Source organism: Rhizobium gallicum bv. gallicum R602sp, assembly GCF_000816845.1.
GTDB lineage: Bacteria > Pseudomonadota > Alphaproteobacteria > Rhizobiales > Rhizobiaceae > Rhizobium > Rhizobium gallicum.
Genome location: NZ_CP006877.1, coordinates 690043 through 702790, shown reverse-complemented (window position 1 = coordinate 702790; position 12748 = coordinate 690043). Strand labels below are relative to the sequence as shown.

The following is a 12748-nucleotide window of genomic DNA, read 5'->3' as shown; positions in this document are numbered from 1 at the left end:
GAAAGATCCTTGTCATCAGAAAAATTCGATACTTGTTTCGACCGGTTTGTGGGGTGCGACAGGGCGCTGTTCGAGAGCCACCGTCTTCTGCGTTTCAGCGCCGGTGAGCGGGTACTGGCGCGCGCGCCCCGAAACCGGCCAGTATTCCAGCTTGCGGCCGTGTTCGCCGCCGGTACTGGAGCTGACGACCGGGATGCCTTCATCCCTCAGGAACTGCATGGCGAAGGCGGCGTTCTGTTCGCCGACATTGGAGAAAGTCGAGATCGTCTTCGCCCCGCCGAAAATCTTGGCTTCCAGGCGGTCGCGGCGCGCGCCCTGCTTCAGAAGGCCGTTGATCAGCAATTCCATCAGGTGAACGCCATAGCGCGTCGCGTCCCCGCCATTCATCGGCGTGTTACCCGTGCCTGGGAGCAGAAAGTGGTTCATACCGCCGACACCGGCCACGGGATCGCGCAGACAGGCAGCCACACACGAACCAAGGATGGTCGTCAAAACCGCGGTCGGATCATTCAGGACCTTCCATTCGCCCTGAATGATATGAACGCGGCGGGCTGCTGCCTCGACATTCATTTCAGCGCTCCAAACACGGCTTCGATCGCCGCCTTCATCTTTTCGATGGTGAAGGGCTTGGCAAGCACGTTGTTGGCGCCGAGCTGGGCGGCCTTCTGCACGAGAGCACGATCGCCCTGTGCAGTCAGGATGATGAAGGCAGCCTTCTTGGTTGCCGGATTGGTGCGTACGGCCTGCAGCAGACCGAGACCATCCATCTTCGGCATGTTGAAGTCCGAGATCACCAGATGATGCGGCTGTTGGGCCATGATCTTCATGCCCTGCTCGCCGTCGCCGGCAGCCGTGATCTGCTTGAAGCCGAGCTGGGTCAGCGCATCGCTGAGCAACAACCGGCTCGTGACCTGATCGTCGACGATCAGAACTTTGATTTTCTCCGCAATCGACATTATTCTGTCCCTTCCTTTCGGGCGGCTGTCATTTTCAGTATTTCTTCTCCGATGGCATTCAGTGGCAGCTGCTGCTCAACGGCACCGAGTTCATGAGCCACTCGCGGCATTCCATAGACCACGCAGGTCTTTTCGTTCTGTCCGAGAGTGCGCGCGCCGGCATGGCGCATCTTCAAGAGGCCAGCCGCGCCATCGCGGCCCATGCCTGTCAGGATCACGCCGACCGCATTGCGTCCGGCAAGTTCGGCAACGGAATCGAAGAGAACGTCGACCGAGGGGCGATGGCCGTTTACCGGATCGCGCTCGACGAGACGGCAACTGGGTGCGGACGCATTCGCGACCTGCAAATGACGTTCCCCGCCTGGTGCCAGATAAATCTTACCAATTTCTAAACGCGCGCCATCCCTTGCTTCTTCAACGACCGGAGCACAGAGGCGATTGAGGCGGTCGGCAAAGCTTTTCGTGAAGGTCGGCGGCATATGCTGGGTGATGACCGTCGGCGGGCAGTTCGCCGGAAACTTCTGCAGCACCGCGATCAGCGCTTCGACGCCGCCGGTCGACGAACCGATCGCGACGATCTTGCGTCCGACGCGGAAATCGGCGACCGATACCGGCGGAACCGGAACTGCCGGCGGCTGCACGAACTGGCGCTGCGTGCGCGCGGCGGCCTTGACCTTCTCGGCCAGATCGCCGAAGGGACGCGGCTCGCCGGGGGCAGGCTTTCCGACGCAATCGAAAGCTCCGATCTCGAGCGCGGCGAGCGTCGCCTCCGCGCCGCGGTGCGTCATGGTGGAGACCATGATGACCGGCATGGGGCGAAGCCTCATGATCTTCTCGAGAAATTCCAGGCCGTTCATGTTCGGCATCTCGATGTCGAGCGTGACGACATCGGGATTGAGCTTTTTGATCGCCTCGCGCGCTTCCAGCGCATCGCCCGCCTGGCCGATGACGTTGACGTCCGGATCGGAACTCAAGACGGCGCTGATCAGCCCGCGCATCGTCGGGGAGTCGTCAACGACGAGAACTCTTGCCGGTGCGCTCATCCCTTTCTCCCCAATCCTTTTGTGGTGTGGCGATAGGTGGTAACGCCGATATTGTCGAAGACATGCTTTGCTTCGCCGGAAACGCGCTCGGAGTGGCCGATGTAAAGATGTCCGCCTTCCGGCAGCAGTTCGGCAAAGCGCGACCAGATCTTCATTTGCGTCGGTTCGTCGAAATAGATCACGACGTTTCGGCAGAAGATGACGTCGAACTTGCCCTTGAAGGGCCACTGCGCCATCAGGTTCAGCTCGTTGTATGTGATCAGGCGCTTGACACGGTCATCGACCTGGAATTTGCGGCGCCCATCCACGTTGACTTCCGTGAACCACTGCTTGCGCATGGCCGGCGATACGGTTTCGAGAGCCGTGTCGTCGTAGCATCCGGCGCGAGCGAGATTAAGTATCTTTGGGTCGATATCGGTCGCAAGGATCTTGAAATCGTAGTCGGCGATGTTGGACATCATCGAAAGCACGGTCAGCGCAATCGAATAAGGCTCCTGCCCATCGGACGATGCAGCCGACCAGATACGGACACGCCCGCCCGTCTTGGCACGACTGAGAAGCTCCGGCAACACGTGGTCGCGCAGGTGCTCGAAGTGATGGTTCTCGCGGAAGAATCGCGTGAAGTTGGTGGTCAGGTGCGAAAGCATTTCGCGGCGCGGCGCGGCGCCCGCAGGCGAAGAAACCAGCGAGCAGTATTCGCGGAAACCTGACAGGCCGAGATTGCGGATATGCTTGGAAAGACGTGAATAGACCAGCGAAGCCTTGGTCTCGTTCAGGAAAATCCCTGCATCCGAGTAGATCATCGCGGCGATTTCCATGAGGTCACGGCGCGTCAGCGGATATTCGCCGCTCGCCAGGACCTCGTCCGGGTTCCCCTGCCTGAGATCTCTTGCACTCAACGCATTCATGCAGCTTCGCTTTCGGTATCGGGGAACAGGGCTTCCAATTCGACCAGGCAGATCATCCGCTTTTCGATCGCAAGAATGCCCCGGGCAAACTGGCGCTCTATGTCGGAAGAGACTTCCGGCGTCGGTTGAATATTGTCGTCGGTCACGGTGAGGATGTCCGAGACCGCGTCGACGAGCAGGCCGACGACCTTGCGCCGGACCTGCGCGACAATGATGACGTGGCGTACCGACGGCTCGGCGGGTTTCATGCCGAGCCGCGCCGAAAGATCGATGATCGGCAGTATCGCGCCGCGCAGGTTGATAACGCCCTTCATGTGAGCCGGCGAATGCGGCATGGCCGTTGCCGGCGTCCAGCCGCGGATTTCGCGAACCGACATGATGTTTACGCAAAATTCCTGGTCGCCGATGCGGAACGCGATGAGCTCGCGATCCCCCTGGCTCAGATTTTTCACGGTATACGACATGACGCTATCCAGCTGCTGCCAACGACATTTCAGGTTTCAGTGCCTGGCCGCGCGAAGCGCCGACGACGGCATCGACATCGAGGATGAGCGCCACGCGTCCGTCGCCGAGGATCGTTGCCGCAGCAATGCCCGGCACATGCGTATAGTTCGCCTCGAGGCTCTTGATGACCACCTGACGCTGGCCCTGGATCGCATCGACCATGAGCGCGCGCTGACCGCCGCCTTCGGATTCCACCAGCAGTGCGACGCCTTCGACCGGGTTTGCTTGCGTTGCGCGGAAGTTCAGGATGCGGCCGACATCGACCAGGGGGCAGAAGCTGTTGCGGATCGAGATCAAACGGTGGTTCGCACCGAATGAATGGATCGCGGCAGCTTCCGGCTGCAGTGTTTCGACAATAGCGGTCAGCGGTACCACAAGCGTCTGGCCTGCGACCGTGACCACCATGCCGTCGAGGACGGCGAGGGTCAGCGGCAGGCTCATCGTGAAGACGGAGCCATGGCCCGGACGCGAGGTGATGTTGATGCGGCCGCCAAGGGCCTGGATCGAGCGTTTGACGACGTCCATACCGACGCCGCGACCCGAAATGTCGGAGATCTTGTCGGCCGTCGAGAAGCCCGGCAGGAAGATCAGGTTGTCGATTTCCTCGTCCGAAAGGTTAGCGTCGGCGGGGATCAGATCGTTGTCGATTGCCTTTTGGCGAACCTTCTCGCGATTGATGCCGGCGCCGTCGTCGGCGAGCTCGATCAGGATGCGGCCGGAACGGTGCTTTGCCGTCAGACGAACAGTGCCTTCGGTGTTCTTGCCGGCTGCTGCACGCTTCTCCGGCGTTTCGATGCCGTGGTCGACCGCATTGCGGATCATGTGCGTCAGTGGTTCGGCCAGCTTGTCGATGACCGTCTTGTCGACTTCGGTGTTTTCACCTTCGGTGATCAGGCGGATGGTCTTGCCCGTCATGTCTGCGATTTCGCGAACGATGCGCGACATGCGCTGGAAGACCGGCTTAACCGGCTGCGCGCGGATCGCCATGACCGAGTCCTGGATCTCGCGGGTGAGCTGTTGCAGCTCTTCGAGACCCATGTTGATGGACGACGTGCCGGTCGTGTCGTTCTCGATGACGCTCTGGGAGAGCATCGCCTGGTTGATGACCAGCTCGCCGACGAGGTTGATCAGGCGGTCGACGCGATCGAGATCGACACGGATCGTCTGACCGGCCGCGGCATTGTTCTGGGCAGCGGCGGCAGCACTTGCGGCAGCCGAAGCGGCCGATTCCTTCTTCTCGACGCGAGCCGCGGCGGCCGCCATCTGGGTGACGTTTGAGGCCGCCTCGGCGGCGGCCACGGCAGCTGCAGCATCCGACTTCGGCTCCGCCGGTGCCTCGACGGCACCCTCATCCAGGATCGAAAGGTCGAAGGGAACGGGGATCATCGGCAGTTCGTCGTTGGACGATATAGACGTTGCGGCTTCGACCGCCTTGACGGCCAGGTCGCAATCCCATTCGGCGAATTCGAACACGGCGTGGATGGCATCCTCACCCTTGTCCGTCTTCAGCGTTATATTCCAGCTGAAATAGGCGGCTTCGGCATCGAGATCGTCGAGGCCCGGCAGATCTTCGATGTTGCAGTAGCTACTCATCTCGCCGAGGCGGGAGAGGTCGCGTAGCAGCAGCGTGGCGTCGTTGCCCTTCGAATAGAGGTCGGAGCGCGGCTTGAAGGTGATTTCATAGACCGGAAGGCCTGAGCCGGCCTCTTCCTCGCCGAAATCGTCGAAGGAGAAGGGTATCGGCTGGAAACCGCTGTCATCGGCCGCCTTAGTGGCCTCCGCCACTGGGGTAGGCGCAAGCGCCGCCTTTGCCACAGGTTTCGGTGTCGGTGCTTCAGCGGCCGTGGAAGGTGACGGCAGCTCTCCATTCGCCAACGCTTCCAGTTCCTTCACCAGACCGCGGCTGCGGCTCTCGTCGACGCTGCCGCCGTCGCGGGCGGCATTGGTGAGGTCCGCAAGCACGTCGGCCGATTTCAGCATGACCTTCAGGACATCCTGTGTCGGCTCAAGCCTGTTGGAACGAACGCAATCAAGTGTGGTCTCGAACACATGGGCGAAGGCGACGAGATCGTCCAGACCGAAGGCGCCGGCACCGCCCTTGATCGAATGGACGGCACGGAACACCGCGTTGACGGTTTCCGGATCGCGATCGCCATCATTCATTTTCATGAGACCGGATTCCAGTTCGGCGAGCTGTTCCTCGCATTCCTGGAAAAAGATCTCTTTGATTTCGTTCATATCCATAGGAGAGAATCCTGGGTTTAAGCGGTTACGCGCTCAATGGCATCGATCAGCTTGGCAGGGTCGAACGGCTTGACGATCCAGCCGGTGGCGCCGGCCTGGCGGGCGCGGTTCTTCTTTTCAGCGTCGCTTTCGGTCGTCAGCACCAGGATCGGAATCGCCCGATACTTCTCGTTGCGGCGAACACCTTCGATGAAGCCGAAACCGTCGAGGCGCGGCATGTTGATATCGGTCACGATGACGTCCGGGTTGGATTCTTCCAGGACTTCAAGGCCTTCAACCCCGTCTTCGGCCTGGATCGTCTCGAAGCCCGCATTGTTGAGCGTCACGAGAAGCATGTTTCGGATGGTCCGTGAATCATCCACGGTAAGCACTTTTTTCTTCATTGCCGGATCTCCTTGGCAAGCAGGTGGTCGATGTCGACGCCAACCAGCTGCATGGTTTTGTGAAATGCATCGGACACTTTCGTGAAGGTGAACGAATGCTTGTCCTCGCTCCAGGTCTTCGCGCCAGCCATCAGGACCTGAGCGCACAGGCCACCGAGACGCTCAACGGCGGACGCATCGATCGAAAGATCGCTGCCACGCACTGAGATAAGCTTGTCGCGCAAGGCCGAAGCCTCGTTGAGGTCAAGCACCGCTGCCAAATTCAGCGTCTTCCCACTCTTCTTTGCTGCCATCAGCTTTTCCTTGTCCCCTTGTCTCGTGCCCGAAAAAATAAGGCGCGGTCATATTCTCGCAGGCTAGTAAACATTCCGGCCGCCTCCGAAACTCACAGCCGGACGGGAAAACCCGAAATCCTCGTTGTCGTATTGCTCGTCCAGCGTGGCGGGACGGGCCGCGATCTCGATACTGCGTTGGCGGGAAGCGCTGAGCGGCGCGGCCTCGACACGGGCGTTTTCGCGGGCGATGCGGAACGCGCGAATCGTCTGCCCCAATTCGAGGATCACCGTGTGCAGATCATCGGCGCCTTCGGCTGCGCGATTGGCGCAGGCCGCACTGTCGGCAACCTGCTCGCCAAGCGCCTTGACGTCAGCTGTCACTGTGTCGAGGCTTGCCGCGTGCTCGCCCGTCTGGCTTGCAATCGTCGCGATTGCCGCATTGATGCCGGTTACCTGCCGCACGATGTTGCCGATCGAATCCTGCGTGCGACCGACCATCTGAACGCCGGCATCGACCTGCGCCTTGGTCGTCGTGACAAGCGACTTGATTTCGCGAGCGGCTTCGGCAGAACGCTGGGCAAGCGCCCGCACCTCCTGAGCCACGACCGCAAAGCCGCGGCCGGATTCGCCGGCACGGGCGGCTTCGATACCCGCGTTCAGCGCCAGCAGGTTCGTCTGGAAGGCGATCTCGTCGATTGCGCCGATGATCTGGCCGATCTTTTCGGCGGACTGCTCGATATCCGCCATCGCACTGATGGCGTGGCCGACGACCTGGCCACTCTCTTCTGCCGCCGCGCGGGTGGAGGCCGTGGCCTTTTCCGCAGCGCGGCTTTCCGCTGCGCCGTTGCGGACGCTTCCAGCGATTGCTTCAAGCGCTGCTGCCGATGTCATGAGTTGCTGCGAGTGACCGGCTGCATTGCCCGAAAAGCCCTGCGAGGCAGCCGCGAGCGAACGCGTGGAGAGTTCGGCTTTTGCCGTGCGCTCGCTGATTGCCGCAAATTCAGCCTGAACGCCGTCGAGTGCCGCATTGAGCGCAACGGCGATATCGGCGTAGGCATCGCCATCGGTGGCTGCGCGCACGGTCAGGTCGCGGGCTGCCAGGGCGTCGACCACGTCACCGAAAATCCGGGCGATCTCCGCCTTGTCGTTTTCACGCTGCTCGGCAAGCGCGCGCTGTTGGGAGGCACGCAGTGAATTGAAGCGCAGCGAAACGGCGATTTCGACATCAACCATGACGAGGCGGATGATGGCCGTCATCATCTCGGAGATTTCTTTCGCGCGGCGCTTGGCCCCCGGCAGCAGCGGCTTGCGAGCCAGCTCGCCCGCAAGACCGGAAATGATATGCTCCAGCATGACGCCATGGCCGGCCACGTGCCAGCGCGGATCGAGCCCCATCTTACTTTCGCTATCGGAAAGAACCTTGACGCGCTCTGCATAGAGGCTGTCGAAGCGCGCATCGGTCAACACGTCCCAGTGGGTGGACTGAAGATCGTGCAAGCGATCGAGCTGGCGCTCGTTCTGGAAATTGCAGGCCGCGTCCGGGAAAGATTGGAAGCGCTGGAACAGGTCGCGAAGTCCGCTCTTCAGCCGGGCTTCGAGCATCGGCCGGTGACGGCGCACCGCCTCGCATTGCGCGGCATCGAGACCGGCAAAGCGCAGGCGATCGCGAAGGCTGCCTGCCTGCGCGCCCTTGGCCTGATCTGATGGCATGTCCTGCCCCAATGCCTGTCCCCAACCACATTCCGGACACGGGTCCGGTGAAAAACCGTTGTGCTCCATCCGACGAGCGCAATGCAGGGAAACGACCTTTGTCGCCACCGGCGCAAACCGGACGGCGGAAGTATCCCGATCAGCAAATCTGTTTCGGAAAAGAGATGGATACCGGATCGAGCCGGTACGGCGGGACGGCTTCATGCCTGGTGGGAACGAGCAAACTTCTTCCCATTCCGACGTGTCTCGCAATGTTTATGGTTAATTCCTTGCTTGAAGGTTAATAGGCGTTTTAACAAACCGCCCTTTCCAAGCCTTTCGAGCACGTTCAACGAAATAGTCCGGCGCAGTTGCAGGCGCGCTACAAGTCCCGCGCAAGCTCCATGCTATATCCGGCACCTCAGACATGACATGATGTCGTTAAGGATAGAGCAATGATTGTTCTTGGACTGGGCTCCTGCCTCATCGCGATCGCTACGCTGGCCGCCATCGCCCTGCTCGACCGGATCGAGGCCAATCGCGGCAGCCTCACCCTCCGCGTGCTCTGAATGCAGTTGCCGCCTGCGCCATAGTGCGGCTTTCTTGCGCCACCCCGTTGGCAGCCCTCTTCCTCTGATGTATCGCAGGCGCCTCAAGCTCAGCGGACGTTGTTCATGACTGCCAGAACCGGCTTTTTCATCATTCTCGCCGTCACCATGTGGCGTATTGTGACGCTGCATTTCGACACGACGGATTTCTTCGTCGACGAGGCGCAATACTGGTTCTGGTCGCAGAATCTCGACTTCGGCTATTATTCGAAGCCACCGATGATCGCCTGGTTCATCCGGGCGATGACGGAAATTGCCGGCTCAACCGACATCTTCTGGGTGCGGCTCTGCGGGCCTCTCGTGCATATGGCCACGGCATTGCTGCTGATGCAGTTCGCAAAGCGCGTTGCTGGTCCCGAAATTGAAGGCTGGACCGGTGTCATCTACATCACGATGCCGGCCGTCGCGCTCTCCTCCGTCTTCTTCTCCACCGATGTCGTTCTCCTGTTCTTCATGACGATCGGCCTGTGGGCCTATTTCAGACTGACCGAGAAGCGCTCGGGCGCACTTGCTCTCGTCATGGGTGTCGCCTTCGGTTGCGCCTTCCTGTCGAAATACGCGATCCTTTTTATCGTTCCCGGCGGGCTGATCGCGCTGCTTCTGGTTCCGGCTGGGCGGATTGCCTGGCGCGACTTCTTCATTTCGGTCGCCGCCGCCCTCGCCGTCGCTTCACCAAACCTGTGGTGGAACGTCACCCATGACGCGACCACAGTGCGCCACACCGAAGACATCGCGAAGTGGGACCAGATGCAGCTGAACTTTGGCGGGGCGCTTGAATTCTTCGCCGCACAGTTCGGGGTCGTCGGGCCGATTGTCTTCTTCGCGATGCTCTGGGGGACTTGGCGCATGCTCAAAGGCAAGAGCGGCGAGAAAGAAAAGCTCCTCATCTGGCTCTCCATGCCCGTCGTCCTGCTGATCACCCTGCAGGCCTTCGTCGCCAAAGCCGAGGCGAATTGGGGCGTGTCAGCCTATGTCGCAGGTACGATCCTCGCCGTCTGGGTGCTCACGCAGCTATGGCCGAAGGGCCTGCGCATTTCACTTATCGTCGGCGGCGTTGCGAGTTTCCTTTTTCCGCTTGCGACGATCTTTGCGCATCAATTGATACTGCCGGGCGGCAATGAAGTGATGAAGCGCTATCTCGGCCGCAGCGAAATCAGCCGCGAAGCCGGTGTGCTAGCCAAGCGGGCCGGACTTGGCATCGTCGTCACCGACAATCGCGATTTCGTCGCCGACATGTTCCATACGCTCAGGAACGAACCGCTCAGGATCTATTCGCGTCCGCCCGCCGGCTTCCCGGACAATTACTACGAGCAGAACTTCGCATTGCCGGCGGATGTGCAGGATCAGGTTCTCTTCGTCACCCGCAACGAACTGACCTGCGCAGCCTCGGCACCGGAACTGGTCAAAAGCTGGCAGCCGGCCGACGGCTACTACCGTGGTAGGACGATCAATGCATACAAAGCGCCTGCCAGCTGCCTTGGACCGCCGAGCTAAAGACTAGTCGCGGCAGGCAGGCAAAGCCCTGTCCCCGCTCCTTCGATTTCAACGAAGCGCACACCGCCGTCCTCGAAGGCCAGGCGCAGCTGCGCCTCGGTGGCGCGGTGGATTTCATGGTTCTGCCCCTCGTAGTCGCGTATTGTACTGCGCGAAACCGATGCCCGGCCGGCGAGTTCGGCCTGCGTCCAATCGAGCAAACCGCGTGCCGCCCGGCATAACGCAGGCGTGAGAATCGTCTCCTTTGCGCCTTGACCCATGATCTCAATCCACCCATATTGGTCAATATAAACCATATATGTCACTTTTTGAGCAGGAACTCCAGACCGGGAGAGAGCGATGCCGCACGACACGCCTTTGATTTCGACGATCGTCGGGGGACTCGTGCTGGCATTTATCCTTGGCGCCATCGCCAACCGCCTGAGATTGCCGCCGCTTGTCGGCTATCTCGTTGCCGGCATTCTCGTTGGCCCGCACACCCCGGGCTATGTGGCGGACCAGGATCTCGCGCCCGAACTCGCCGAAATCGGCGTCATCCTATTGATGTTCGGCGTCGGCCTGCACTTCTCGCTCAAGGACCTGCTTTCGGTTCGCGGCATAGCCGTGCCGGGAGCCATCGCCCAGATCGCCTTCGCGACCCTGCTCGGCTGGGGTCTCGGCGCGCTGATGGGCTGGTCGACCGGCGGCAGTCTCGTCTTTGGTCTTGCGCTCTCCGTCGCCTCGACCGTCGTTCTCCTAAAGGCGCTGCAGGAACGCCGCCTCGTGGAAACGGAACGCGGCAAGATCGCCGTCGGCTGGCTGATCGTGGAGGACTTAGCCATGGTCCTCGCGCTCGTGCTGATACCCGCAGCAGCCAGCATCGGCGGTGGTGAACATGCGCCGGTCGAGCCGCTTTCGGCCGGCTTCAACCGCCTGTTCGGGCTCGATCTCGGCATTTCCGGCATCATCGGCATGACGCTGGTGAAGGTGGCGCTCTTCGTCGCCCTCATGCTTGTCTTCGGCCGCAAGCTCATTCCCTGGACGATGCACAGGATCGCCCATACCGGCTCGCGTGAACTCTTCCGCCTCGGCGTGCTCGCCATCGCGCTCGGCGTCGCTTTCGGCGCCGCGAAGCTCTTCGGCGTGTCGCTTGCACTTGGCGCCTTCTTTGCGGGTATGGTTCTTGCAGAAAGCGAACTCAGCCACCGCGCCGCCCAGGAAAGCCTGCCGCTTCGCGACGCGTTCGCTGTGCTCTTCTTCGTCTCCGTCGGCATGCTCTTCGATCCGAACATCCTGATCGAAAGACCGCTGCCGATCCTGGCAACCGTCTTCATCATCGTCATCGGTAAGTCCGTCGCCGCCTTTCTCATCGTGCTGGTCTTTCGAAAGCCGGCCGGTACGGCACTGACGATCTCCGCGAGCCTGGGACAGATCGGCGAATTCTCCTTCATCCTTGCCGCCCTCGGCGTCGATCTCGGCTTGCTGCCGGAAGAAGGCCGCGATCTCATCCTCGCAGGCGCACTCATTTCGATCATCCTCAACCCGCTGCTCTTCTTCGCCTGCGACCGCATGCGCCCGCTTTTCCACCGTCCGAGGGGGAAGGAGGCTTTAGTCGATACAACCGCTGCCGCCGAGGAAACCATCGAGGCCACCGAACTCGAAGACGAAACCCAGCCGACTTCGCTTTCCGGCCACGCCATCCTCGTCGGCTACGGCCGCGTCGGCAGCATCGTCGGTCAGAACCTTAAGTCTTCGGGCACGCCTTTCTTGGTCATCGAGGATTCCGAAAAGCGGATCGACGAGCTTTCTGGGCAGGGCGTTGAGACGGTTCTCGGCAATGCCAGCGCCCGCGAAGTGCTCGATCTCGCCAATCTTTTCGGCGCGCGCAGCTTGGTGATTGCCATCCCGAATGCCTTCGAAGCGTGCCGCGTTGCCGAATACGGCCGCAGCGTGAACCCGTCGATCCTGATCGTCGCCCGCGCCCATTCGGACGCTGAAGTCGACGAGTTGAAACAGTACGGCGCCGATACCGTCATCATGGGCGAGCGAGAAATCGCCATGGGAATGGTTGACCGGCTCGCCCAAGTGCATCATGACAGTCCGGCCTATGAAGATGGGCATGAGACTGATACAATTCCGGGCGCGGCCGCAGCGCCGTCCGAGAGTGAATGACGGGTTTTTACGCTTTTGAGCCGATTTGAGAGCGACATCGCAAAGAATGATGCGGAAGGATTCAATGCACGCCGGTTGAGCGCCCGCATCGCGGTTTCGCTCGTCCTTGCGATTGCCGCCTATATCGGCCTTCTCATCGGCGGCAATCTCGTTCTCGGTCCCGCTGCCTCAGACAATAACGCGCTGATCTTGCCCGGCAAGGAAACGCAGCCGCTCCAGCTGACGGCGCGCGAGGCGGTTCGCGGCATTCTCGCCACCGATCGTAAAGTTGCGCCGAAACAAACGCTTCACGATTTGGGTCCGGTCCCGCTGCCGGTACCGCCGCATCTCGAATTCGCAATGTGGAGCCCGCCTGCGGCTCTGCCGCCGATCGATACTGCTCTTCGTCCGGCCGCTCTGCCGGGCAATCAGCCGCGAGCCCCGCCCGCCGCTTGATATCGCGACCATCGCGCCTTTGCAAAATCACATGACACACCGCCAGCGCACCGCGCCG

The 12748-nt window shown here is 61.0% G+C and carries 13 protein-coding genes; 3 read left to right on the top strand and 10 right to left on the bottom strand.

Annotated features, from left to right (window positions below):
- Window positions 1–15: 15 nt before the first annotated feature.
- The 9 genes from cheD to RGR602_RS03420 form a co-directional block, all read right to left on the bottom strand.
- Window positions 16–570, bottom strand: coding sequence for a chemoreceptor glutamine deamidase CheD (gene cheD / locus RGR602_RS03460; RefSeq protein WP_039843952.1), 555 nt, complete (start codon window positions 568–570; stop codon window positions 16–18).
- A complete protein-coding gene (locus tag RGR602_RS03455; protein ID WP_022718672.1) occupies window positions 567–956 on the bottom strand; it encodes a response regulator in 390 nt (129 codons plus the stop codon). Before RGR602_RS03455 ends, cheD begins: the two co-directional genes overlap by 4 nt.
- The gene (gene cheB, locus RGR602_RS03450) at window positions 956–1999 is read right to left on the bottom strand and encodes a protein-glutamate O-methylesterase CheB (protein WP_039843951.1); all 1044 of its coding nucleotides are present in this window, start codon (window positions 1997–1999) and stop codon (window positions 956–958) included. Before cheB ends, RGR602_RS03455 begins: the two co-directional genes overlap by 1 nt.
- The gene (gene cheR, locus RGR602_RS03445; protein ID WP_039843950.1) at window positions 1996–2907 is read right to left on the bottom strand and encodes a protein-glutamate O-methyltransferase CheR; all 912 of its coding nucleotides are present in this window, start codon (window positions 2905–2907) and stop codon (window positions 1996–1998) included. The genes cheB and cheR overlap by 4 nt, the downstream gene beginning before the upstream one ends.
- Complete coding sequence (locus tag RGR602_RS03440) at window positions 2904–3371, bottom strand: chemotaxis protein CheW (RefSeq protein WP_039843949.1); 468 nt, start codon at window positions 3369–3371, stop codon at window positions 2904–2906. Before RGR602_RS03440 ends, cheR begins: the two co-directional genes overlap by 4 nt.
- Before the next feature lie 4 nt (window positions 3372–3375).
- On the bottom strand, window positions 3376–5655 hold the full coding sequence (locus RGR602_RS03435) for a chemotaxis protein CheA (protein ID WP_039843948.1): 2280 nt from the start codon (window positions 5653–5655) through the stop codon (window positions 3376–3378).
- 17 nt (window positions 5656–5672) lie between these two features.
- Window positions 5673–6038: a chemotaxis response regulator CheY1 gene (cheY1, locus tag RGR602_RS03430; RefSeq protein ID WP_003570362.1), complete on the bottom strand. Its 366-nt coding sequence runs from the start codon at window positions 6036–6038 to the stop codon at window positions 5673–5675.
- On the bottom strand, window positions 6035–6331 hold the full coding sequence (locus tag RGR602_RS03425) for an STAS domain-containing protein (RefSeq protein ID WP_039843947.1): 297 nt from the start codon (window positions 6329–6331) through the stop codon (window positions 6035–6037). The genes cheY1 and RGR602_RS03425 overlap by 4 nt, the downstream gene beginning before the upstream one ends.
- A gap of 63 nt (window positions 6332–6394) precedes the next feature.
- Entirely contained in the window at window positions 6395–8023 is a 1629-nt protein-coding gene (locus tag RGR602_RS03420) for a globin-coupled sensor protein (RefSeq protein ID WP_039843946.1), read from the bottom strand.
- Window positions 8024–8676: 653 nt separating this feature from the next.
- Here RGR602_RS03420 and RGR602_RS03415 point away from each other — a divergent pair.
- Complete coding sequence (locus RGR602_RS03415) at window positions 8677–10104, top strand: ArnT family glycosyltransferase (protein ID WP_039843945.1); 1428 nt, start codon at window positions 8677–8679, stop codon at window positions 10102–10104.
- Here the strand turns inward: RGR602_RS03415 and RGR602_RS03410 are convergent.
- The gene (locus tag RGR602_RS03410; protein WP_039843944.1) at window positions 10101–10409 is read right to left on the bottom strand and encodes a helix-turn-helix domain-containing protein; all 309 of its coding nucleotides are present in this window, start codon (window positions 10407–10409) and stop codon (window positions 10101–10103) included. The genes RGR602_RS03415 and RGR602_RS03410 overlap by 4 nt on opposite strands.
- 34 nt (window positions 10410–10443) lie before the next feature.
- Here RGR602_RS03410 and ybaL point away from each other — a divergent pair, with 34 nt between their 5' ends.
- Together ybaL and RGR602_RS03400 are read left to right on the top strand one after the other, a co-directional pair.
- Window positions 10444–12255: a YbaL family putative K(+) efflux transporter gene (gene ybaL / locus RGR602_RS03405; RefSeq protein WP_039843943.1), complete on the top strand. Its 1812-nt coding sequence runs from the start codon at window positions 10444–10446 to the stop codon at window positions 12253–12255.
- A gap of 15 nt (window positions 12256–12270) precedes the next feature.
- The gene (locus RGR602_RS03400) at window positions 12271–12690 is read left to right on the top strand and encodes a hypothetical protein (protein WP_052451481.1); all 420 of its coding nucleotides are present in this window, start codon (window positions 12271–12273) and stop codon (window positions 12688–12690) included.
- Window positions 12691–12748 lie beyond the last annotated feature (58 nt).